21 protein-coding genes and 1 tRNA gene are annotated in these 22,967 nt (G+C 69.6%); 4 read left to right on the forward strand and 18 right to left on the reverse strand.

Annotated features, from left to right (window positions below):
- Positions 1–4 precede the first annotated feature (4 nt).
- From OR600_RS06445 to OR600_RS06455, 3 genes are read right to left on the reverse strand one after another with little or no spacing between them, the layout of a single operon-like run.
- Positions 5–1,027 carry an aspartate-semialdehyde dehydrogenase gene (locus OR600_RS06445; RefSeq protein ID WP_373871643.1) on the reverse strand — a complete coding sequence of 341 codons (1,023 nt, stop codon included), beginning with the start codon at positions 1,025–1,027 and terminating at the stop codon, positions 5–7.
- The gene (locus OR600_RS06450) at positions 1,024–2,346 is read right to left on the reverse strand and encodes an aspartate kinase (protein WP_251173157.1); all 1,323 of its coding nucleotides are present in this window, start codon (positions 2,344–2,346) and stop codon (positions 1,024–1,026) included. Before OR600_RS06450 ends, OR600_RS06445 begins: the two co-directional genes overlap by 4 nt.
- A 36-nt stretch (positions 2,347–2,382) precedes the next feature.
- Positions 2,383–3,528: a homoserine dehydrogenase gene (locus OR600_RS06455; protein ID WP_265590853.1), complete on the reverse strand. Its 1,146-nt coding sequence runs from the start codon at positions 3,526–3,528 to the stop codon at positions 2,383–2,385.
- Between the two features lie 104 nt (positions 3,529–3,632).
- On the opposite strand from OR600_RS06455, the gene thrC reads away from it, so the two are divergent.
- Positions 3,633–5,126, forward strand: coding sequence for a threonine synthase (gene thrC / locus OR600_RS06460; protein ID WP_265590854.1), 1,494 nt, complete (start codon positions 3,633–3,635; stop codon positions 5,124–5,126).
- Between the two features lie 2 nt (positions 5,127–5,128).
- Entirely contained in the window at positions 5,129–6,016 is an 888-nt protein-coding gene (gene thrB / locus OR600_RS06465) for a homoserine kinase (protein ID WP_265590855.1), read from the forward strand.
- Here thrB and OR600_RS06470 read toward each other — a convergent pair.
- Together OR600_RS06470 and OR600_RS06475 are read right to left on the reverse strand one after the other, a co-directional pair.
- Positions 5,967–6,452: a VanZ family protein gene (locus OR600_RS06470; protein WP_265590856.1), complete on the reverse strand. Its 486-nt coding sequence runs from the start codon at positions 6,450–6,452 to the stop codon at positions 5,967–5,969. The two genes, thrB and OR600_RS06470, sit on opposite strands and share 50 nt — an antisense overlap.
- A complete protein-coding gene (locus tag OR600_RS06475) occupies positions 6,453–7,880 on the reverse strand; it encodes a hypothetical protein (RefSeq protein ID WP_265590857.1) in 1,428 nt (475 codons plus the stop codon). It abuts the gene before it with no gap.
- 427 nt (positions 7,881–8,307) lie between these two features.
- Here OR600_RS06475 and OR600_RS06480 point away from each other — a divergent pair, with 427 nt between their 5' ends.
- Positions 8,308–9,114, forward strand: a complete 807-nt coding sequence (locus tag OR600_RS06480) for an SDR family NAD(P)-dependent oxidoreductase (RefSeq protein WP_168353956.1) — start codon at positions 8,308–8,310, stop codon at positions 9,112–9,114.
- A 98-nt stretch (positions 9,115–9,212) separates the two neighbouring features.
- Here the strand turns inward: OR600_RS06480 and rho are convergent, their stop codons facing one another.
- The 9 genes from rho to OR600_RS06525 all read right to left on the reverse strand — a co-directional run bounded on the left by rho (position 9,213) and on the right by OR600_RS06525 (position 18,148).
- On the reverse strand, positions 9,213–11,093 hold the full coding sequence (gene rho / locus OR600_RS06485; protein WP_265590858.1) for a transcription termination factor Rho: 1,881 nt from the start codon (positions 11,091–11,093) through the stop codon (positions 9,213–9,215).
- A 258-nt stretch (positions 11,094–11,351) separates the two neighbouring features.
- The gene (locus OR600_RS06490) at positions 11,352–12,029 is read right to left on the reverse strand and encodes a MarR family transcriptional regulator (RefSeq protein ID WP_251173150.1); all 678 of its coding nucleotides are present in this window, start codon (positions 12,027–12,029) and stop codon (positions 11,352–11,354) included.
- A gap of 420 nt (positions 12,030–12,449) precedes the next feature.
- Positions 12,450–14,324, reverse strand: a complete 1,875-nt coding sequence (gene argS, locus OR600_RS06495; RefSeq protein ID WP_265590859.1) for an arginine--tRNA ligase — start codon at positions 14,322–14,324, stop codon at positions 12,450–12,452.
- 105 nt (positions 14,325–14,429) lie between these two features.
- On the reverse strand, positions 14,430–15,920 hold the full coding sequence (locus tag OR600_RS06500; RefSeq protein ID WP_135977110.1) for a nicotinate phosphoribosyltransferase: 1,491 nt from the start codon (positions 15,918–15,920) through the stop codon (positions 14,430–14,432).
- Positions 15,921–16,030: 110 nt separating this feature from the next.
- Complete coding sequence (locus OR600_RS06505) at positions 16,031–16,336, reverse strand: hypothetical protein (protein ID WP_135977109.1); 306 nt, start codon at positions 16,334–16,336, stop codon at positions 16,031–16,033.
- A gap of 33 nt (positions 16,337–16,369) precedes the next feature.
- Positions 16,370–16,594, reverse strand: coding sequence for a hypothetical protein (locus OR600_RS06510; protein WP_135977108.1), 225 nt, complete (start codon positions 16,592–16,594; stop codon positions 16,370–16,372).
- A gap of 61 nt (positions 16,595–16,655) precedes the next feature.
- Complete coding sequence (locus OR600_RS06515; protein WP_135977107.1) at positions 16,656–16,898, reverse strand: hypothetical protein; 243 nt, start codon at positions 16,896–16,898, stop codon at positions 16,656–16,658.
- A 166-nt stretch (positions 16,899–17,064) separates the two neighbouring features.
- On the reverse strand, positions 17,065–18,006 hold the full coding sequence (locus OR600_RS06520) for a radical SAM protein (RefSeq protein WP_265590860.1): 942 nt from the start codon (positions 18,004–18,006) through the stop codon (positions 17,065–17,067).
- 66 nt (positions 18,007–18,072) lie between these two features.
- Positions 18,073–18,148: transfer RNA gene (locus tag OR600_RS06525), tRNA-Ala, on the reverse strand.
- A 475-nt stretch (positions 18,149–18,623) separates the two neighbouring features.
- Here OR600_RS06525 and OR600_RS06530 point away from each other — a divergent pair.
- The gene (locus OR600_RS06530; protein ID WP_373871644.1) at positions 18,624–19,784 is read left to right on the forward strand and encodes a glycosyltransferase family 4 protein; all 1,161 of its coding nucleotides are present in this window, start codon (positions 18,624–18,626) and stop codon (positions 19,782–19,784) included.
- A gap of 174 nt (positions 19,785–19,958) precedes the next feature.
- Here the strand turns inward: OR600_RS06530 and rplT are convergent, their stop codons facing one another.
- The 4 genes from rplT to OR600_RS06550 all read right to left on the reverse strand — a co-directional run bounded on the left by rplT (position 19,959) and on the right by OR600_RS06550 (position 22,828).
- Complete coding sequence (rplT, locus tag OR600_RS06535; protein ID WP_135977106.1) at positions 19,959–20,318, reverse strand: 50S ribosomal protein L20; 360 nt, start codon at positions 20,316–20,318, stop codon at positions 19,959–19,961.
- Positions 20,319–20,381: 63 nt separating this feature from the next.
- Entirely contained in the window at positions 20,382–20,576 is a 195-nt protein-coding gene (rpmI, locus tag OR600_RS06540; protein ID WP_265590861.1) for a 50S ribosomal protein L35, read from the reverse strand.
- A 1-nt stretch (position 20,577) separates the two neighbouring features.
- Positions 20,578–21,201 carry a translation initiation factor IF-3 gene (gene infC, locus OR600_RS06545; protein WP_251158922.1) on the reverse strand — a complete coding sequence of 208 codons (624 nt, stop codon included), beginning with the start codon at positions 21,199–21,201 and terminating at the stop codon, positions 20,578–20,580.
- 211 nt (positions 21,202–21,412) lie between these two features.
- On the reverse strand, positions 21,413–22,828 hold the full coding sequence (locus OR600_RS06550; RefSeq protein WP_135977104.1) for an aldehyde dehydrogenase family protein: 1,416 nt from the start codon (positions 22,826–22,828) through the stop codon (positions 21,413–21,415).
- Positions 22,829–22,967: the final 139 nt, after the last annotated feature.

Here is a 22,967-nt window from a genome sequence, read left to right on the forward strand (position 1 = left end):
ACCCCTAGAGCAGCAATTCTGCTATCTGCACAGCGTTGGTGGCGGCGCCTTTCCGGATCTGGTCGCCGCAGCACCAGAACGTGAGCGAGTTCACACCCTCCGGCGCCGAGACGTCCTCGCGGATGCGGCCCACGTACACCAGGTCCTGGTCGCTCGTGGCGAGCGGCATGGGGTAGAGCTGCCCTGCCGGGTCGTCCACCACGCGCACGCCTGGGGCCTGGCGCAGCACATCTCGGGCCTCGTCGGGCGTGATGGGGCGCTCGAACTCCACGGTGATGGACTCGCTGTGGCTGCGGGCGATGGGCACGCGCACGCAGGTGCAGTTCACGCGCAGGTCGGGGTCGTGCATGATCTTGCAGCCCTCGTTCTGCATCTTCATCTCCTCGGAGGTGTAGCCGATGCCGTCGAAGCCGCCGATCTGCGGGATGAGGTTGTAGGCCAGCTGGTAGGCGAAGGCGCGGGGCTCCGGCATGGGGGTGCCCTCCACGATGGCCTGGTTCTCGGCCTCCAGCTCCTCGATGCCGGGGAGTCCGGCGCCGCTGGCGGCCTGGTAGGTGCTGCAGACGATGCGCCTGGCGCCCGCCACGCGCGACAGCGGCGCCACGCACACGAGGCCGATGATGGTGGCGCAGTTGGGATTGGCCACGATGCCGTGGTTCCAGGCCACGTCCTCGGGGTTGATCTCGGGCACCACGAGGGGTACCTCGGGGTCGAGCCGGAACGCGCTGGAGTTGTCCACGCACACGGCGCCGGCGGCGACCGCGTGGGGCAGCAGGGCCTCCGCCACGGGGTTGGTGGCGGCGCCCAGCACGATGTCGACGCCCTCGAAGCTCTCGGGGGTGGCCTCGGTCACGCGCAGGAGACGGCCGTTCCAGCACATGTCCGTGCCGGCGGAGCGCTTGCTCGCAAGGAGTCTCAGCTCGCCCACGGGGAAGTCCCGCTCCTCGAGGCACTGCAGCATCTGGGCCCCAACGGCGCCGGTGGCGCCGAGGATGGCGACGTTCTTGGGTTCGGGCACCGCCCTCACTTCCCTTCGTTCACCACGAACGCCTCGTACACCACGGCCACGGTGCGCTCGAAGTCCTCGTTGTTCACTCCGATGATGATGTTGATCTCCTGGGAGCTCTGGGTGATCATGCGCACGTTGATGCCGGCGTTGCCGAGCACCCCGAGCAGCCTGCCCGACGAGCCGGGGCGGGAGCTCATGTTGCGGCCCACCACGGAGACCAGAGCCAGCTTGTCGACCACCTTCACCTGGTCGGGCTGAAGCTCCTTCTGGAGGTCGGCCACGATGGAGTAGATGGAGTCCTTGACGTCGGCTCCGTTCACCACCACCGAGAACGAGTCGATGCCCGTGGGGATGTGCTCCACGCTCACACCGTAGCGCTCGAACACCGAGAGGGCCCGACGCATGAAGCCCACGGCGTCGCTCATGTGCGTCTTAGCGATGTAGACCGTGATGAAGTCGCGCTTGCCCGCGATACCCGTGATCACCGGGTCGTCGGGGCTCGTCTCCACGCGCTCGCGGATGATGGTGCCCTGGGCCTCGGGGTCGTTGGTGTTGAGGATGGCGATGGGGATGTTGGCCTCGCGCACCGGGAAGATGGCCTCCTCGTGGAGCACGTTGGCACCCATGTAGGAGAGCTCGCGCATCTCGTCGAAGGTGATGCGCTCGATGGTGCGGGGGCGGTCCACCACGCGCGGGTCGGCCGTGAGGAAGCCCGAGACGTCGGTCCAGTTCTCGTAGAGGTCGGCCGAGAGGGCGTTGGCCAGGATGGAGCCCGTGATATCGCCGCCGCCGCGGTCCAGCAGCTTGATCTCGCCGTCGCAGGTGGCGCCGTAGAAGCCGGGCATGACGAAGCTCCCGCGGCGCACCACGAGCTCGCGCACGCGATCGGCCGTGCGCTCGAGGTCGAGGGTGCCGTCGTGGTGGAAGACGATGGCGTCGGCGGCGTCCACGAACGGCAGGCCCAGGTACTCGGCCATAAGGTGCGCGGTGAACCACTCGCCGCGACTCACCACGTACTCCGGGGAGTCGTCGGCCAGGCCCTCGCGGAAGTCGCGGAACTTCTCGGCCACGGGCCAGGTGAGGCCCAGCCCCTCCTTGATGGCGAGGAAGCGCCCCTCGATGTCGTCGAGGAGGTCCGAGCAGTCCACGTGGTAGTCGCGGTGGGCGTTCACGAGGTAGAGGAGGTCGGTGACCTTGTTGTCGCCGGCAAAGCGCTTGCCGGCCGCGCTCACCACGACGAAGCGGCGGGCCGGGTCGGCGTCGATGATGCGCTTGACCTTGGCGAACTGCTCGGGGCTGGCGACCGACGAGCCGCCGAACTTGGTGATCTTGATCATCGGGCGATGGTCCTTAGCTCTCGGGGGCTCCGGCCCCTAGTCGACGTCGGCCACGGCGGCCATGAGGGTGGCGGGGTCCTCGGCGAGGAGGGCGTCCGCCAGGGCCGCGGCCTCGGTGGCGGAGAGGCCGCCCACGGAGACGTAGCCGGGCGCGACCTCCACGGCGGTGCCGGGGGTGTCGGCGGGGAGCGCGGCCGCGGTGCGGAAGACGTAGTCGGCGCGGAGCAGGCCGGGCTTCCAGGACAGGGTCTCCCCCGTGGGGTAGACGGGCCGCTCGCCGCCGGCGCAGTCGACGAGGTCCTGCACCATGGCGTTGCCCGTGGGCAGCGCGCCGGCGCCCTGGCCGTAGAACTTGAGCGGGCCCACGGTGGTGCCCACGAGCGTTGCGATGTTGAAGTTGTCGGGCACGTTGCCCTCCACCGACGCCAGGGGCAGGAGCACCGGCTCCACGCAGGCGGCGTAGCCGTCGTCGTCGCGGGCCGCGCGGGCCATGAGGCGCACGGCGTAGCCCAGGCCGGCGAAGGTGTCGAGGTCGGCCTTGGTGAGGTTCCGGATGCCGTGGACCGGGATGTCGCGGCGGCAGAGCGTGCCGAACGCCACGGTGGAGCTGATGATGCACTTGTTGGCGACGTCGATGCCGTCGATGTCCGCCGACGGGTCGGCCTCGGCGTACCCGAGGGCCTGGGCCTGGGCGAGCACGTCGGTGAACTCGGCCCCGTCCTTGGCCATGCGGTCGACGATGTAGTTGGACGTGCCGTTGAGGATGCCCGAGATGCGGTCGATGCGGTCGATGCGGCGCGCCTTCTCGATGGAGGCGATCCAGGGGATGCCGCCGCCCGAGGTGGCCTCGATGAAGAAGCCCACGCCGGACTCCTCGGCCTGGGCGCAGAACTCCGGTAGGAACGCGGCCACCACGGCCTTGTTGGCCGTGACCACGTGCTTGCCGGCGGCGAGGCTCTCCATGATGAAGGTGTGGGCCGGCTCGAGGCCGCCCATGGCCTCCACCACGCACTCGATGGAGTCGTCGGAGACGATGTCGGCGAAATCGTAGGTGACGCGGGGGTCGTCGTAGGTGCCCGGGAGGGTGAGGATGCGGGCCACCTCGAGGGAGGGGGCGCGCGAGTCGACGATCTCGATGACGCCGCCTCCCACGGTGCCGGCGCCGAGAAGGGCGATTCTCATCTCTGTTAATCCAATCTTTCGCGGCCATCGCCCCTCGGCGACCCGCGGGGCGGCTCCGCTACCATGGGCAGAACCCTGCACCGCTCGACCGAGGGGGAGTCTCGATGGATTCGTTCTACCACAGCACCCGTTCTCTGCTCGAACCCGTAACAAGCAAGCAAGCAATACTGGCGGGCATCGCACCGGACGGCGGGCTCTACGTGAGCGACGGGGTGCTCGCCTCCCCCCTCGACCTCGAGCCGCTCTGGGCCGGCGACTACCCCTCCCGCGCCCGGCGCGTCCTCGGCCACCTGCTGCCGGACTTCACCGAGCAGGAGGTGGCGGGCTGCGTGCGCCGCGCCTACGGCGACACCTTCGACGACCCGGCCGTGACGCCCGTGACCCCGGTGGGCGACGACTGGCTGCTGGAGCTCTTCCACGGCCCCACGAGCGCCTTCAAGGACGTGGCGCTGCAGATGCTGCCCCAGCTCATGGGCCAGGCCCGCGCCGGCGACGGCCGCGACGTCATGATCGTGTGCGCCACCTCCGGCGACACCGGCAAGGCGGCGCTGGCGGGCTTCGCCGACGTGGAGGGCTGCGGCGTCTGCGTGTTCTACCCCGACGGCAAGGTGAGCGACGTCCAGCACCTGCAGATGGCCACCCAGGCCGGCGGCAACGTGGCCGTGTACGCCGTGCGCGGCAACTTCGACGACGCCCAGGGCGAGGTCAAGCGCATCTTCGCGGACCGCGACCTGGCCGTGCGCCTGGCCGGGGAGGGCGTGTTCCTCTCCAGCGCCAACTCCATCAACGTGGGGCGCCTCGTGCCGCAGGTGGTCTACTACCTGGACGCCTACGCCCAGCTGCTGGAGCGCGGCGCCGTGGCCATGGGCGACGAGGTGGACTTCTACGTGCCCACCGGAAACTTCGGCGACGTCCTCGCCGGCTACTACGCCAAGCGCCTGGGCCTGCCTGTGGGGCGCCTCCACGTGTGCTCCAACGCCAACGACGTGCTCTGCGACTTCCTGGCCACCGGCACCTACGACCGCCGGCGCCCGTTCCACAAGACCATCTCGCCGTCCATGGACATCCTCGTGTCGTCCAACCTGGAGCGGCTGCTCTACTTCGCCTCCGACGGCGACTGCGAGCTCGTGGCCTCCCTCATGGCCGACCTCGCCGAGAAGGGCGCCTACACCGTGCCCGCCCCCGTCATGGACGCTATCCGCTCCACCTTCTCGGGCGGCCGCGCCACCGACGACGAGTGCCGCGGGACCATCCGGCGCACCTGGGAGCGAGACGGAGTGCTGCTCGACCCCCACACGGCCGTGGCCAAGACCGTGCTCGACGCCCAGGAGCCCCAAGGCCGCGCGCGCGTGGTGCTCGCCACGGCCAGCCCCTACAAGTTCCCGGCCGAGGTGCTCGCCGCCCTGGGCGAGGACGTTGCGGGGCTCGACGGCTTCGCCGCCATGGACCGTCTGGCCGCGCTCACCGGCACCGAGCCGCCGGCGCCCCTCTCGGCCCTCCGGGACCGCGCCGTGCGCTTCACCGAGGTCGTGGACCGCGACGCCATGGGCGCCGCCGTGGAGCGCGCTGCCGGGGCCGTCTTCCCCGCGGGGGCGTGACGGTGTCGCGCGACCGGGTCTCCGTCTGGGTTCCGGCCACGTCGGCCAACCTGGGCGTGGGCTTCGACTGCCTGGGGCTGGCCCTCACGTTGGGCAACCGCTTCACGTTCGAGCGGGCGGAGGAGAGCTCCTTCTCCGGCTGCGAGCCGCGGTTCGCCAACCCGGGCAACCTGGCCTACACGACCTACCTCGAAGCCTCGCGGGCCCTCGGCGTCAAGCCATCGCCCGTTGCCCTCTCCTGCGAGACGGGCATCCCGCTCTCCGGCGGCCTGGGCTCCAGCTCCACGTGCATCGTGGCCGGCATCGCCGCGGCCCACGCCTTCGCCGGCGTGGAGGTGGACCGCCGGCGCCTCGTGGAACTGGCGAGCGAGCGGGAGGGCCACCCCGACAACGTGGCCCCCGCCGTGCTCGGCGGTCTCACGAGCTCCTTCACGACGGGGGACGGCGAGGTGGTGTGCATGGAGGCCCCCGTGAGCGACGCCTGGCGGTTCGTGGCCGTGTGCCCTCCCTACGAGGTGCGCACCGAGGACGCCCGCCGCGTCATGCCCCCCTCCGTCCCGCTCGCCACGGCCGTGTGGCAGATGGGCCGTGTGGCCGCCACGTGCCACGCCCTCGAGACCGGCGACGGCGAGCTCCTCGCCAAGGCCTGCGACGACCGGCTCCACGAGCCCTACCGCCGCCCCCTCATCGCCCACTACGACCGCTGCCGCGCCGCCTGCCTGGGGGCCGGCGCCTCGGCGTTCTGGATCAGCGGCTCGGGCTCCACCATGATGGCCGCGTGTCTGGGCGACGCCCGCGCCGCCGCCGTGGGGGCCGCGGCCCAAAGGGTCGACCCCGGGCTCAGGACCTTCGCGCTCTCCTGCTGCACAGACGGGACGTCCATCCGCTGAGGGCGAGGCCGCAGGCGGCACCCGCCATGTCGATGAGGACGTCGCGCACCATGCCGGAGCGCCCGGGGACGAAGAGCTGGATGCACTCGTCGGCGCTCGGCACGAGCACCACCGTGAGGGCCCGGGCCGCGTAGGCCGCCCTGTTGCCGCGACGCCCCGGGTCCGCAGGGAACGCCTGGCGGCAGACGAGGCCCATGACGAGGTACTCGGTGAAGTGGGCGAGCTTGCGCACGACGAACTGCATGAGGTCGGCGTCGGTGACGCCCACGGTCTCGAAGAGCGGGCGCACGAGGCCCACCACGAAGGCGCTGTCGCCGAGCGAAGCGTCGCCCGCCTTGAGCGAGCGGCTCCACATGAAAAGGCACCAGCACACGAGGACGGCGCGCCAGACCCAGGTCCGGCGCGCCGTCTTGCCGTCCTTGGGAGAGGCCGTCACCTACACCACCTTGAGGTCGGCCGACGTGCCCCCGGGGATGACCTTGAGGGCGTGCTTGACGGCGCGGCGTGCGGTGCGGGAGCGGTTCTCGCCCATCTCGTGGGCTACGAGGTAGTTCACGTAGCTCGCGGTGTCGGTGACCTCGGGGTGGCCGGCCGGCGCGCGGAACGTGAGGAACTGCGTGTCGGGCTCCAGGCCGTCGGGCTCGTCGAGGGTGTCGTCGCCGCCCACGAAGTCCTGGAAGCGCGAGAACTCGGCCACGGGCTCCACCTCGCAGCGGACGCCGGCCGGGGTGGACTCGGCCTTGCCGGAGACGAGGTTGTCGTCGAAGCGCTGGTCGAGGGCGTCGAGGGCCTGCTCCCAGCCGTCGGAGCGGCCCTGGAGGTCCATGCAGTCGGTGGAGTCGGCCTCGAGGGCCGCGGAGGCGGGGACGGGCGTCGTGGCGACGGGGGCCGCAGACCCCTCGGCGGTCGCGGTGGCGGCGGGCTCCTCCCGGTCCAGGGTCTGGGCGGGGCAGCCGGGGACGTCGGAGGCCGAGAAGGGCACCTCGAAGGAGACGGAGGCGTCCACGGCGGCGGCCACGTCGTCCACGGTCTCGCGGATGGAGGCGAGCTCGTTGGAGAGGTCGCGGGAGATCTCGAGGTCGTTCATGGCGGCGGCGGCCTCCCACCAGGAGGTGCCCACGTCGGCCACGGTGCCGTCGGCGCGCTGGATCATGGGCAGGTCGTCCATGATGTCGCCGCCAAGGCGCTCGGCAAGGACCCGGCCCACGCCCTTGGAGAGGGCCATCATGCGGTTCTTGAAAGACTTCCGCTGGGCGTACTGGGCGGCCACGCTCTCGTAGTCCTCCACCGGCGCGGCGGTGTGGAGCCCGGCGTCGCCCAGGGTGGGTGCGGAGAACGGGCGCTCCTCGTCGGGGACGCCGAAGGCCGGCAGGCGGTCGGCGAGCGGGGCCGCGGGGTCCGGGGCGACAGGGCTCGGAGTGGCAGGCTTCGCGGCGGGCGCGGCCTGCACGGGCTCGGATGCCGGGGCGGCGGCACGGGCAGCGGCGATGCTCCCCTTGAAGTGGCGGCCCTTGGGGCGCGGCGCGGCGTCGGTCCCCGCCTCGGACGCCTCCACGGGCGCGGAGGCCTCGGCAGCGGGCGCGGGCTCGGAGGCCTGCGCTACGGGTGCGGGGGCGGCGAGGGGCGCCTCCTCGACGGCCGTCGCGGCGTCGGTGCGGCGCAGCCGGTAGCGGGGCTCGCCCGTGGCCACATGGCGGCCGGTGACGGTGCCCGTGAGGCGCGTCTCCTGGACGGCCTCCTCGAGGGCCGAGATGCGGGCGAGGAGCTCCGAGCGCTCCCCCGCCACGGCCCGGCGGGCCAGGACGGCCGCAACCGCGGCGCCGGCGGCGAAGCCGAGGACGGCCGCGCCGGTGCAGGCGAGCATGGGGGACGCCCCGTCGAGGGGCGACGCTTGGGCGAGGGAAGGGACCGACCAGAGGGTCGTGGAAGTTGCCAAGCCTGCGAAAACCGCCCGGCTCCCGTGATCTTTGACCATCGATGCATCCCTTCGCCGCGAGGACGCCTACGGCGGCGGTATGAGCAGATGGGGAGCGGTGTCCCCGGGATGCGCTGGGCGTACGAGACGCTTGCAGTGCAACGGTTTGGTGGGTTTCTGCTGCGTTTACCGTCGCGAAGTGCGTCGAACCAACTCCGACTATAGTCCATTTTCCCTCCTGTACCCTATGCCAAATCCATGATTCTTCCCACAACGGAACCACTCGCCGGTCCGCCGAGGGGTAACCACCCACATGTACGCCGCACCGTGCAAAACTGTCGAAAGCACTTGGGAGACCCCGTCGAAAGGACCCACCGTGCGAAACATCGCCATCGTCACCGGCGCCTCATCCGGCCTCGGCCTGCGCTTTGCCAAGCTCCTCGACCAGGGGGCCGGCGGGCCGCTCGACGAGATCTGGCTCATCGCCCGCAGCGCGGAAAAGCTTGACGAGGTCGCCTCCGACCTCGCCGCCCCCACCAAGGTCCTCGCCCTCGACCTCTGCGACCCCGCGAGCTTCAAGGCCGTGGACGGGGCCTTGGCCGCCGAGCGCGACCTCAACGTCCAGTGGCTCCTCAACTGCGCCGGGTTCGGCAAGTTCGGCCCCTTCACCTCCATCGGGGCCACCGCCAACGGCAACATGGTGCGGCTCAACTGCCTCGCCGTGGTGGAGCTCTGCTACAGCTGCCTGCTCTACATGCACGCGGGCTCCCGCATCGTCAACATCGCGAGTGCGGCCGCCCTCGTTCCCCAGCCCGGCCTCTCGGTCTACGGGGCCACCAAGCGGTTCGTGCTCGACTTCTCCCGCGCCCTCGACCGTGAGCTCGGCGACGCCGGCATCCACGTGAGCGCCGTCTGCCCCAAGTTCATGGACACCGCGTTCCTCGACCGCCCGGGCAGCGAGAAGGCCCTCGCATCCATGGAGTGGATCGGCTTCGAGGACCCGGACGCCGTGTGCGCCAAGGCCCTCAGGGAGTCGCTCAGGGGCAAGGCCTGCATCATCACCGCCCCGGACATGTGCGTGGCCAACGGCCTCTGCAAGGCGCTGCCCACGGGCCTGGTCATGGCGCTGCAGGGCGCCGTGGGAAGGACCTATGCCAGGCACCGGAAGAAGAACGGCCGATAATCACCCCCCCCACGACGAGAGGGGGCGGCGCGCCGCGGGATACCCCCGGCGCGCCGCCCCCGTCTTGCCGAGGGACGACCCCTTGATGCCCTTGGACGCTAGTCGGAGTACTCCAGCTGCGCGGCCTTCTTGGCCGAGCGGATGAGAAACTCCTGGTTGGTCTCGGTCTGCTTGAGGCCCTTCACGAGGGAGGCCTCGGCACGCTCCACGTTGTTCATGTTGGCGAGCACGCGGCGCAGGCCCCAGACGAACGGCTGCATCTGCTTGGCGATGAGCAGCTCCTCGTTGCGGGTGCCCGACTGCACAGGGTCGATGGCTGGGAAGATGCGCTTGTCGGCCAGCTCGCGGTCGAGCTTGAGCTCCATGTTGCCGGTGCCCTTGAACTCCTCGAAGATCACCTCGTCCATCTTGGAGCCGGTGTCCACCAGAGCCGAGGCCAGGATGGTGAGCGAGCCGCCGTTCTCGATGTTGCGGGCGGCGCCGAGGAAGCGCTTGGGCGGATAGAGGGCCGCGGAGTCCACACCGCCCGAGAGGATGCGCCCGCTCGCGGGCGCCGCGAGGTTGTAGGCGCGGGCCAGGCGCGTGATGGAGTCGAGCACCACCACGACGTCCTCCCCCTCCTCCACGAGACGCTTGGCGCGCTCGATGACGAGCTCGGCCACGTGGGTGTGGTTGTCGGCGGGCATGTCGAACGTGGAGGCCACCACGTCGCCGCGGATGGAACGCTCCATGTCGGTGACCTCCTCGGGGCGCTCGTCCACGAGCAGGCAGATGAGGTGTACCTCGGGGTTGTTCATGGCGATGGACTGGCAGATGTGCTTGAGCACCGTGGTCTTGCCGGCCTTGGGCGGGCTCACGATGAGGCCGCGCTGGCCCTTGCCCACGGGCGCCACGAGGTCGATGGCGCGCCCGGTAATGGACTCGCGGCCGGTCTCCATGTACAGGCGCTCGTTGGGGTAGACGGGCGTGAGGTCGCGGAAGCGCGGGCGACGGCGGGCGAGCTCGGGGTCCTTGCCGTTGACGGCGGTGACGCGCGCCACGGGCGGGAACTTGTTGCCGGGGCCGGCGGGACGCACGGTGCCCTCGACGAGGTCGCCGCGGCGCAGCCCCAGGTTGCGGATCATGGCCTGCTGCACGAAGGCGTCGTCCTCGCCCTGCATGTAGTGGTCCGTGCGCACGAAGCCGTAGTTCTCGTTGGTGATCTCGAGGACGCCCATGACGGTGCGGAAGCCCTCGGCTCGGGCGGCGGCATCGTAGATGGCGTCCACGAGCTCGGCCTTGCGGAGGCCCTTGGGGTCAACGTCGTACTCGGCCGCCTTGGTGCGGAGCTCGGCCACTTTGAGGGCCTCGAGCTCCTCGCGGGTGAGGCTGGGTGCCGTCTGCACCTGCTTCTTGTGGCGGTTGTTGCGGTTGTTGCGGCCGTTCTGCTGGTGGCCGCCGTTGCGGCCGTTGCCGTTGTAGCCTTTGCCGTTCTGCTGGTGGCCGTTGTTGCCGCGGCCCTGGCCGCGGTCGCGGTCGTTCCTCTCGGGACGGTCGCCCCTGTCCCGGGCGTCGCGGGGCGCCCTCTCGGCCTTCTCCTGGCCCCGGTCGTCGCGGGCGTCGTCGGCCCCCTTGCCGGCCTTGGCATCGCCCTGGCGGTCCTGGGCGGCGTCGTCCGCGGCCTCCGCGGCCTTTTTGCGGGGCCTGCCGGGACGGCGCTTGGGCTTGGCCTCGCCCTCGGGCTCGCCGGCCTTCCCCTCGGCCGGGGAGGCCTCGGGGGCCTCGGTGGGCGCGGCATCCTTGGTGGGCGCCGTCTCGGTCTCGACGGGCTTCTTGCGGGGACGGCCCGGCCTGCGCTTGGGCGTCTCCTCCGCGGGAGCGTCCGCCGCGGCGTCCTGGGGCTCGGGCGGCTTCACGCGGCGGCGGCGCTTGGGCTTGGCCGGTTCCTCCGAGGGGGACGGGTCCGCAGGTACGACGGCGGGGTTCTCGTCTTGGGCCATGGGGAGCCTTTCTTCTTGCACACAGGGTTGGGAGGGCATCACGGCGTCCGGCGCGCGACGGCATGCGGGGTGGGACGCTGAGGTGCTCTGGAAGGTGGCGGGACATGCGCCCGCGGGGAGCAGCGGCTCAAAGGCCGCGGCATCGCAGGCACTATACCACAGCAGAGCCCTGCGGTTTGACGCCCTCCCCCAGCGGCAAGAAAAAACGCCCGCCGGATGGGCGGGCGCCTGCATGCGGGGCGAATGTGCGCCGACGGGCTACTCGGCCTCCGCGGTGCCGTGGGAGCGGCGGTTGCGGCGCACCACGATCTGGTTCACGCGGTCGGCCAGCTCCAAGGCACGGGCCTTGCCCTCGGGAAGGAGGCTCACCTGGAGCGTGCGGGTGGCGTCGGGCGTGGCGCGGTTGCGCTCCACCATGCCGCGGTCCACCAGGCTGGAGACCGACATGGACACGGTGGGCTGCAGCAGGCCAAGGGTGCGCACGATCTGGGAGACGGAGAGGGAGTCGTCGCCGCTCATCTGGAGGGCGAGGAGCACGAGGTCGCCGGACATGCAGAACACGGTGCCCATGGCGTCGATGAACTTGCAGATGCGCTCGGGGCTGGAGCGGTGCAGCGGGGCGCCGTTCTGGATGTGGCTGCAGACCTCGCGGCAGAGGCGGTCCTTGACCTCGACGCCCTTGTCGGAGATGGCGCAGCAGACGTTGCGTCGGTCGTGGATGCCCTCGTGGCGCGTGATGAGGCCGAGACGGGCCAGGTGGTTGGTGCGGTGCGTCATGGTGGGGCGCAGCACGCCCTGGTAGTCAGCGATCTCGGAGGTCTTCAGCTCGTCGCCGTTCTCGAAGAGGTGGCAGAGGATGGCGAGCTCCTCGAAGGTGAGGCGTTCGGGCGCCGGCGTCTCCTGGCGAACGATGTTGCACGCGCATCTGACGGACATGAATTCCTTGAGCTCCATGACGCTGCCTCCCCGATCGGTCTGTGGGCCGTTGCGACAGAAACGGGGTCCCCTTTGGCTCCCGTCATGCCCAGAATATCAATTCCGAGCGCTGACGTACTCAAAAAGGACTCTTTTTCTATCGCATTCACGTGTATACCAAATTCGTATCCTTTTCTACTCCAACTCTCGGCGATTTTCAACTTCCAGATTAGCACGCAGCTGAAGTTCATACTAAAAGTAGGGAACACCCACTTCTGCCAGGGCGTAAGTGCCACCGGGTGCTGGGGAAATACGGCGAATGTGCCAGCCTACGCCGGACAGTTCCTTTTTACCTTCTTTGTATGATCGTTTTAGGAGCAGGCCGGGACAAAAAAAGCGGCGCAGGCTACAGCCTACGCCGCTTCAACAACTCAAAGATACCTAAGCGTTATCGTTCGTCGCCTCTCGATACATCCTGTCGGGGGCGGAGACGCCGATGAGGCGCAGCGCCACCTCGAGGTTGATGCGCACGGCGTCGCACACGGCCAGGCGGGCGTGGGACAGCGCGGGGTCGATGGGACGCGCGTCGGACGGCAGGATCTGGCACTCGTTGTAGAAGCGGTGGAACTCGCTCGCCAGCTCTTGGACGTAGTGGGTGATGCGGAAGGGGGCGCGGTCGCGGGCGCAGCCGGCGACGAGCTCGGCGAACTTGGACATCGTGCGGGCGAGCTCGGCCTCGGTGGGGTCGGTGAGCAGCGAGAGGTCGGGGTCGGGGCCCACGGCCTTGGCGGCCACGGCCTCCATGCCCATCCTCTCCGCCTCGGCGTAGTCGACGCCGGCGGCACGGCGCAGGATGGAGCAGATGCGCGCGTGGGCATACTGCACGTAGTACACCGGGTTGGAGCTGTCCTGCTTGCGGACGTTCTCGATGTCGAAGTCGATGGTCTGGTTGGACGAGCGGCTGATGAGGGTGTAGCGGGTGGCGTCCACGCCGGCCTCGTCGATGAGCTCGTCGAAGGAGACCATGGTGCCGCGGCGCTTGGACATGCGGACGGGCTCGCCATTACGGAGCAGGTTCACGAACTGGCCGAGCAGCACCTCGTACTTGCCCGGGAAGCCCATGGCCGCACCCACGGCCTGCACGCGGCGGATGTAGCCGTGGTGGTCGGCGCCGAGGATGTTGATCTCGTAATCGTAGTTGGTGAGCTTCTCCCAGGTGTAGGCCACGTCGGAGGCGAAGTAGGTGTACTCGCCGTTGGACTTCACGACCACGCGGTCCTTGTCGTCGCCGAAGTCCGTGGTCTTGACCCAGAGGGCGCCGTCGTCGGTGCGGTAGAGCAGGCCCTGCTCCTCGAGCATGGCGAAGGTGGCGTCGATGGGGCTCACGCCGGTCTCGGGATCCTTGACGTAGAGGGAGCGCTCGCTCTTCCAGTTGTCGAACTCGCAGCGCACGCTCGAGCAGGTGTCCTTGATGCGGCCGAGCTGGAGCTTGTAGCCGCGCTCGCGGAACTCGGGGGCGCGCTCCTCCTCGGTGGCGCCCATCCACCTGTCGCCGTCGGCGTCCCAGAACTCGCGGGCGAGGGTGATGATGTAGTCGCCGCCGTAGGAGTTGCCGCCGAGCTTCTCGTTGAAGGAGTCCATGTAGGGGTGCGTCTCGGGGGCGGAGTCGTCCTCGTCGGCGATGTAGGCCTCGCGGTCGTCGACGAGGAACTGCACGGCGCCGTCGAGGTCGAGGCCCTCCTTCTCCATGACCTCGCCGATCTGGAGGTAGCGCTCGGAGATGGAGTTGCCGAAGACGTCCATCTGGGAGCCGTGGTCGTTGATGTAGTACTCGCGCTGGACGTCGTAGCCGGCGAAGTCGAGGACGTTGCAGAGGGAGTCACCGATGGCGGCCCAGCGGCCGTGGCCCACGTGCAGGGGGCCGGTGGGGTTGGCGGAGATGAACTCCACCTGGACCTTCTCGCCGTGGCCGGCGTCGGAGCGGCCGAAGTTCGCGCCCTCGGCGCGGGCCTCGGCGAAGATCTCGTTGTGCGCGGCCGTGGCCAGGTAGAAGTTGATGAAGCCGGGGCCGGCCACCTCGACCTTCTCGACCTCGGGCGAGGCGGGCATGTGGGAGGCCACAGCCTCGGCGATCTTGGCGGGGGCCATGCGGGCGAGCCGCGCCGATCGCAGGGCCACCGTGGAGGTCCACTCGCCGTGGGAGGTGTCGGCCGGTCGCTCGACGCCGGCATCGGTCACCTCGAAGGCGGGAAGGTCGCCGGCGGCCTGGGCGGCTGCCACGGCCTGGCGCACAAGCTCCTCGATGGTCTCAGGCATGGGAGAGGTCCTTTCTCACAGCGGATGAAACACCCCGGGAAGGACACGGGGCAAGAATGCAAGTAGTGTATCACGGAGCACCGCCCCTGCAGCGGGCGCAAAACCTCAGGCCACGGGGTTGCCAGCGAGCTCGCGCTCCTCCCGGGCGAGGCGGCTCCTCAGGGCCGAGAGGCCTGGTTCCAGCGCCACGGGGTAGATCTGCGGGTTGAGGAAGCGGCGCGTGGCCGGGTCCAGGTAGCGCAGGGACGCGCGGCAGCGCTCGCGGGCCTCGTCGATGGTGCCGCCCTCCCCGGTGTCGGCGCCGTCGCGCACGAGGCAGACGAGCACCTCCTCGGCCTCGTAGCGGCCGAAGTCGTAGAGGGTGTCGACGTCGAGCACGTCCACGGCGCGGCCGGCGCGGGTCTCGTCCACCCAGTCGTCGTCCACGATGACGTCCCCCACGGGCACGCCCGACGCGTCGCGGTAGCGCAGGATGTGCTGGACGCCCGGCACGGTGCGCTTATAGGCCATCTCGGAGAGCTTCATGGTGGGGCGCCAGGTGCCCTCGTCACCCTTGCGGTAGGCCGAGAGCTTGTAGACGCCGCCGAGGGACGGCTGGGGATCGGCCGTGGCGAGCTTGGTGCCCACGCCGAAGGAGTCGATGGGGGCCCCTTGGGCGAACAGCGACTGGATGGTGTACTCGTCGAGGTCGTTGGAGGCGCTGATGCGCACATAGCCGAGGCCCTCCTCGTCAAAGCGCGCCCGGGCGAGCTTGGAGAGCTTGGCGAGGTCGCCGGAGTCTATGCGCACGGCCGCCAGGCGCTCCCCGCGCCCCTCCATCTCGTGGGCCACCGTGATGGCGTTCTCGACGCCCTGGGCCACGTCGTAGGTGTCGACGAGGAGCACGCAGTTGTTGGGCGCCGAGCGGGCGAAGGCGCGGAAGGCCTCGAGCTCGCTCGGGAACGCCATGACCCAGCTGTGGGCATGGGTGCCGAACACCGGGATGCCGTAGATCTTGCCGGCGAGCACGTTGGAGGTGGAGCTCGCGCCGCCGATGTAGCTCGCACGGGCCACGGCCAGGCCGCCGTCGGGCCCCTGGGCGCGGCGCAGGCCGAAGTCGCTCACGGTGTGGCCCTCGGCCGCCTGGACCACGCGGGCCGCCTTGGTGGCCACGAGGGTCTGGAAGTTCACGAGGTTGAGCAGGGCCGTCTCCACGAGCTGGCAGGCGATGATGGGCCCCTCCACCCGCAGCAGCGGCTCGCGGGGGAAGACGAGGTCGCCCTCGCGCACGCCGTGGATGTCGAGGTCGCACCTGAAGTCAGCCAGGTAGTCGAGGAAGCCGTCCTTGAACATGGGGCCGCCGCTCGGGGCCTCGAGGCCCCGCAGGTACTCGACGGTGTCGGGCTCGAAGCGGAAGTTCTCCACGAGGTCGGCCACCTGGCCCGCGCCGCAGGCCACGGCGTAGCCGCCGCCGAAGGGGTTCTCGCGGAAGAACATCGAGAAGACCGCGCGGGTGTCGGCCAGCCCGGACTCCCAGAACCCCTGGGCCATGGTGAGCTCGTAGAGGTCGGTGTTGAGTGCGACGTCGGTGGGGACGGTGCGGTCGGTGAGCGACATGGGAGGTCTCCCTTTGCTGTACGCGGGCGGTGGCGCGGTTCGGGGCAATGGTAGCGCGCCCTCCCCCGTTTTGCGGGGAAGGGCGCGCACAGGTCCGGAAAGACCGGGCTTTATCTGGGTGCGAAGGCGATGTAGAGCACTCCGCAGACCATGAGCACCACGCAGATGGCGAAGACGACCTTCTGGGCCGTGGGCATGGAGAGATCGTCGCCGGGCTCCATGCGCCGGCGGGCCTGCTCCTCGCGCTCGTGCGCCGCCGCGTCGCAGGCCTCGGCGTCTCGCTCCGCCCGGAGCCGCTCGAGCTCCGCGCGCTCCCGTGCGGCTGCGGTGTCGGCCTCGCGGCGCCGTTTCTCGGCGCGGAGCCGCTCGAGCTCCGCGCGCTCCTGGTCGCTCAGGGCGTTGGGCGTGTCTGACATGGGGCCTCCCGACGGAGAAGGGACAGGACGGGCCTAGCGCTGCTCGGCCTCGTCCTCCATCTTCTCAGCGATGGCGCGCTTTGTCTCGCGGGCCTCGGCCTCGTCGGCCAGGCGCTCGGCCTCGGCCCTCCCGGCGACCTCGGGGCGCCCCTCCTCGAGCTGCTCGTCCATCTCGCCCACGGCGTGCTCTCGCTCCATCTTCTCCTTGCCGCCGATGCCGCTGCGGTCGTTGAGCGGCTCGTCATAGATGTATGCCATGGTCTCTCCTCACGAAAACGGGCGCCGGTCCTCCCGGCGCCCTCCCTGTGTGCCGAAGGTCCTACCGGCCGATCTCCTCGTCACGGGCGGTCTCGTAGACCGAGTCGTAGACGGTTTGACGGAGGTAGCCCTCCTCCTCGTTGTCGATCATGTCGCGACGGGCCTGCTCGAGGACTTCCTTCTCCTCCTTCTCGGCCTTCGTCCGGTCGTCGAGCGAAGCCTGCTCGGCCTCGGTCATCTCCTGCGGGCGGTCGAGGTCCTTGGACTCGCGGGTCTCGTGGTCGCGATTGAAGAAATCGAACATGCTTGCCTCCTTCTCGGGCGCGTCGGTCACAACCTTTCGCGCCGGTCTATACCCCGCTTGCAGACTCACAACCGCGGTGTACCCCGCGCAGGGGCGCGCCTTCACGGAAACGGGGGCCACAGGGCGCCGGGGCCGGGAGACGGCAGGTTGGCATGCCAGATGGCGCTCAGAGCTCGGGGCCGGCCACCCCGGTGTCATCGAACTCGGGCACGAAGCTCTCTGAGACCGTGCCGCCCTGCTGCCACCACATGCGCTCGAAGCCGAGCGCGTCCGCGTGGTCGAGCACGCACTCGTACTCGGCGTCCGTCACGGTGCGGGAGAGCTCGTCGCCGCGGGCGCGGCACTCGGCGCTGGGCGTGTACTGGTTCATGACCGAGAGGTCCACGCGGTTGCCGCCGATCTCCCACACGCGGTCGAGCACCGCCATGGAGTCGTCCGAGGCGCCGGGCATCACGAGGTGCCGCACGACGACGCCCTGCAGCATGGTGCCGTCGGGCGCGAGCCTGCGACCGCCCCGGGCCTCCACCTGCGCCACCATCTGGGAGAGCGCGGCGGCCGCCACCCGGGGGTAGTCCCGGGCGCGGGAGTAGCGGGCCGCGAGGTCCGGCGAGGCGTACTTGAAGTCGGCGAGCCAAACGTCCACGACGCCGTCGAGGGCCGCCACGAGCTCGGGCCGCTCATAGCCCGAGGTGTTGCAGAGCACGGGGATGGCGAGCCCGGCGTCACGGGCCAGCGCCACGGCCCGGGCCACCTGCGGGGCGAAGTGCAGCGCCGTGACGAGGTTGACGTTGAGGGCGCCCTGGCCCTGCAACTCCATCATCACCATGGCCAGGCGGCGCGCCGAGACGGCGCGGCCGAAGCCCTCCGAGCTGATCCGGTGGTTCTGACAGAAGACGCACCCGAGGGGGCAGCCCGAGAAGAAGATGGCGCCCGAGCCCGCCTCCCCCGAGATGGGTGGCTCCTCCCAGTAGTGGAGGGCGGCCCGGGCCACGCGGACCCCGTCGCCCTGGCCGCACACGCCGCGGGGGCCGGGCGCCGTGCGGTCGACGGCGCACCCCCGGGGGCAGAGGCGGCACTCGGTGTAGGCGGACTCGTCGAGCAGGCCCACGGCACGCTCCCCTCGGACGCTTACGAGAAGAGGGGCGCCCCCGGGGGCGCCCCTCTTGGATTCGTCTGGTGGAGACGAAGGGAATCGAACCCTCGGCCTCTGCCATGCGACGGCAGCGCTCTCCCAGCTGAGCTACGTCCCCAAGCGCATTTGCGCAGAAGCGATTGTCGCACCTGCGGCCCCGCGCGTCAAGCGGCGCCCGGCACGGGAAAGGGCGGGGCCCCGATGGGCCCCGCCCCGAATCTGCGAGTCGACCCCGCGGGACGATAATGAACCCACCTCTCACAGGTGGGTGTCCTCGTCGCCGGTTCCAGCTTCCTCAACAACGGAGGATACCTGTACTGAGGACGAGATGCGGACTCCCTGAAACAAACGCGTCGGTTCACCCAGTTTGTACCGCGAAAGTCGACGAACTCATAATACCCCGCCCCTCGTCGCTCCCCCGCCGGAGGGCGCGAAAGTGCACAAAACGTCGGGAAGCGGCCGGGAACGCCGGGCGACGGCGCATCCCCTCCATGCAGAGGCCATGGCCTTTTTGGCCAGGGCGGGCCATGAAGTAGACTGGAAGACCTGACGGCCGCGACGGACGGCCCGGGCGGACACCGGAGGGAGGTCCCGTGAACTGGATACCGTTCGCCAGCGTGTTCCTCGCGGCGCTGGCGGGTACGCTCGCCACCGAGCCGGTCGCCCGGAGGGTCGCCGTGGCCCTTGGCGCCGTGGACATGCCCTCCAAGCGCCGCGTGAACGTGAGGCCCGTCCCCCGCATGGGCGGCATCGCCATCCTCTGCGGGCTCATCCTCGCCTGCATCGTGCAGTACCTGGGCACCACCCGGCTCCAGTGGCCCGTGGTCCTCGTTCCCAGCCCAAAGCTCACGGTGACCTACCAGGGCATCGCGGCGTCGGTCCTCGCCATCTTCGTCGTGGGCGCCGTGGACGACGTGCGGCAGCTGAAGCCCCTCCCCAAGCTCCTGGGCCAGGTGGCTGCGGCCTCCATCGCCGCCGCGAGCGGCCTGGTCATCGGCGACATCGTGAACCCCTTCGCCGGTGGCGAGATCGCCCTCGGCTGGCTGGCCTACCCCATCACCGTAATCTACCTCGTGGCCTTCGCCAACATCATCAATCTCATCGACGGCCTCGACGGCCTCGCCGCCGGCATCACGTGCATCTCGAGCTTCACGATGTTCGTGCTGGCCGTCCTCGCCCACCGCATGGACGCCGCGGCCCTCTCCATCGCGCTCTGCGGCGCCACGCTCGGGTTCCTCCGGTACAACTTCAACCCGGCCTCCATCTTCATGGGGGATTCCGGGTCGCTGCTGCTCGGGTTCCTCCTGGGCGTCATATCGCTGCTCTCCGTGGCGCGCGTCGCCGGCCTCACCACGCTGCTTCTCCCCCTCGTGCTCGCCGGCATCCCCATCATCGACACCTTCTCGGCGATCGTGCGCCGGCGCCGCGCCCACGTCTCGGTGGGCCATGCCGACAAGGGCCACATCCACCACCGCCTCATCGAGGAGGGCTTCGACCAGCGCCAGGCCGTGGTGCTCATCTACCTGTGGACGGCCGCCCTCTGCCTGGGGGCCGTCGTCATGACGCAGGTGGAGCCCCTCCCCCGCATCCTCGTCCTCGCATTCCTCGTGGCGATGTCGGCGCTCTTTGCCATGAGGCTCAAGCTCTTCACGCCCGTCCTGCTCCACCACTACGATACCCAGGGGCGAGACGAGCTCATCGGCCCGGACGACCCGGAGTTCGAGGAGGAGGCCCACCGCCAGCACATGGGGTGAGGCAGCAGGGCCGTCGCCCTTGGGACAAAAGTGTCCGAGTGGTGGGACAGAAGTGCCCGACCATTGGGACAAAAGTGTCCGGGTGGTGGGACTAACGGCGGAGGGGCGCCGCCCGTATCCGACGATACCGGCGGCGCCCCTCATGTCATCCGATGGTGCAGGTCCCGTCGCGCCCTACTCGGCGAGGGCCTTCTTGGCGACCTCGGCCAGCTCGGCGAAGGTGGCCTCGTCCTCGTAGGCGATCTGGGAGAGGACCTTGCGATCGAGCTCCACGCCGGCGAGCTTCAGGCCGTGCATGAAGTTGGAGTAGTTGAGGCCGTTCATGCGGGCGGCGGCGTTGATGCGCTGGATCCAGAGCTTGCGGATGTCGCGCTTCTTGTTGCGACGGTCGCGGTACTGGTACTGCATGGAGTGGCGGCTCTGCTCCTTCATGCCGCGCAGGGTGCGCGAGGAGGTGCCGTAATAACCCTTGGTGCGCTCCTGGAGGGTGCGACGACGCTTCTTGGCGTTCACAGCGCGCTTGACTCGTGCCATGTAAATCAACTCCTAAATGGGGCCCGGGGCCCGGCGAAAACGAAGGGAACGGAAGGGCGCGAGCTACTTGCCCATGCGCTGGGAGACGACCTTGGCGTCGCCGGCGGCCAGCGGGACCTCCTTGCGGAAGCGGCGGATGCGCTTGGGCGACTTCTTGGTCAGGATGTGGCTCTTGAAGGCGTGGGCGTGCATGATCTTGCCGGTGCCGGTGCGGCGGAAACGCTTGGCAGAACCCTTGTGGGTCTTCATCTTGGGCATGCTAGTTCTCCTTCTTCTCTGCAGTGTCCTCGGGCTTCTCGTCGAAGGCGCCCTTGATGGGGGCGACGAGCATATGCATGTTGCGGCCCTCCATCTTGGGCTGGGACTCCACGGTGGCGTAGGGCTTGAGGTCGTCGGCGAGGCGCTCGAGGACGTTCAGGCCCTGCTCCGGATGGGCCATCTCGCGGCCGCGGAACATGATGGTGATCTTGACGCGCGCGCCCTTCTTGAGGAAGCGCATGACGTGGCCCTTTTTGGTCTCGTAGTCACCGGTGTCGATCTTGGGACGGAACTTCATCTCCTTGATCTCGACACGCTGCTGGTTCTTACGGGCCGCCTTCTGCTTGATGGCCTGCTCGTACTTGTACTTGCCGTAGTCCATGACCTTGCAGACGGGCGGGTCGGCGTTGGGGGCGATCTCCACCAGGTCGAGGTTCTGCTCGTCGGCGATGCGCTGGGCGTCACGGACGCCGAAGAGCCCCAGCTGGGAGCCGTCGACGCCGATCAGGCGGCAGGTACGGGCGTTGATCTGGCCGTTGATGCGGGGTCCATCGTTCTTGGCTATGTCGGTGCACCTTCCTCTCTGCGCGGCCGGGGCCGCATAGAAAAACCGGTGGCATCCCAAGGAAGCCACCGGCACGCAACACCTGTGAAGACGCGGCGCCGAGCGCCGCGAGATCCGTTTTGCTGGTACCAGTCAGCGACCCGCGGGTGCCGATCAGGTGGGGACGCGAGGTCCCGCTTGGGCATGGGCAGACCCATGCGAGAAACCATGGTACCGCAGGCCCACCCGGATGCAAGCCGTGCGGGGCGGTCCAAAGAACCGCCACATCCCCCTACCGCTCCAGGAGGCGCACCACGGCCATATGGGCCTTGGTGTAGGGCCGATAGCGAAACGGCATGTCCAGGCGTGTGGACACGGTGAGCACGCCCTTGACGTCGGTGAACGTGTCGAACGAGAAGCGCCCGTGGTAGCGGCCCATGCCCGAGGCGCCGTCGCCGCCAAAGCCAAGGTTGGAGGTGGTGAGCTGCATGACGGTGTCGTTGACGCAGCCGGAGCCGAACCGCAGGCGCCGCTTGAAGTAGTCGACGGTCGCGGGGTCGTGGGTGAAGATGTAGGCCGCCAGCGGCGTGGGGCGTGCCGCGACCTCGTGCCACACGTCGCCGATGTCCGTGTAGGTGAGGACGGGCAGCACCGGGCCGAAGATCTCGTCGGCCATGACGGCGTCATCCAGGGTCACGCGGTCCATGACCGTGGGCTCGATCCGCAGGGTGGCAGGGTCCATGCGCCCGCCGAGGACCACCTTGGCCGGGTCGACGAGGCCCACGATGCGGTCGAAGTGCCGCCGCTTGCAGATGTGGCCCCAGGCGGGGTTCTCCAGGGGGCGCGCGCCGTACTGGCGGCGCACCTCACGCTTGAGGGCCGCCACCAGCCCGTCGTGCACGGACTCGTGGACGAACACGTGGTTGGGGCAGACGCAGGTCTGGCCGCAGTTGAGGAACTTGCCGAAGACGATGCGGCGGGCTGCGAGGTCGATGTCGGCGTCCGGCGTCACGATGCAGGGGCTCTGGCCACCGAGCTCGAGGGTGACCGGGCAGCAGATCTTGGCGCAGGCGCCCATGACGTAGGCGCCCACGGCCTTGGAGCCGGTGAAGAACACGTGGTCCAGGGGCTGCTCGAGGATGGCGTCCGCCACGTCGTGGTGCCCGAGCACGCAGGCGACGTGCTCGGGCGGAAAGACCCCGGCGAGGATGTCGGCGATGACGCGGCTCACGCTGGGCGAGTAGTCGCTCGGCTTGACGACGACGCAGTTGCCGGCGGCGACGGCGCCCACGAGCGGGTCGAGGGCCAGCATGAACGGGTAGTTCCACGGGCTCATGACGAACACGACGCCCTTGGGGCACGGGTAGTCCACGGAGGACGACGGGAAGCTCAGCAGGCTCGGCACACGCCACCTGGGGCGCGACCACCGGCGCACGTGGGCGATCTGGTAGGAGATCTCGGACAGGACGAGGCCCACCTCGGAGAGGTACGTCTCGTCGGGCGACTTGCCGAGGTCCGCGTGCATGGCCTCTGCGATGCGGCCCTCGTTGGCCTTGATGGCGTCGTAGAGCCGGCGCAGGGCGATGATGCGCAGGTTCACGTCCTGGGTGCGGCCGGCGTCGAAGTAGGCGTGCTGGCGCGCCACGAGGGCGGCCGCATCGAACGCGGGGGCGGCGGTGCTGGGGCTGTCGGCGGTGTCTGCGGTCATCGGGTCCTCCTCGGGTTTGGGGTGGTTCATGCCCGGTCGGCGCGCCCGGAAGCGGGGCACCGGGCCTCTCCACATCCGTTTTTTAAGGTGCGTTTGAAGGGGAGGCACGACGATGCTAGGCTGGGACGAGGTCGAGACG

It is taken from the genome of Granulimonas faecalis (genome assembly GCF_022834715.1).
GTDB classification, from domain to species: Bacteria; Actinomycetota; Coriobacteriia; order Coriobacteriales; family Atopobiaceae; genus Granulimonas; species Granulimonas faecalis.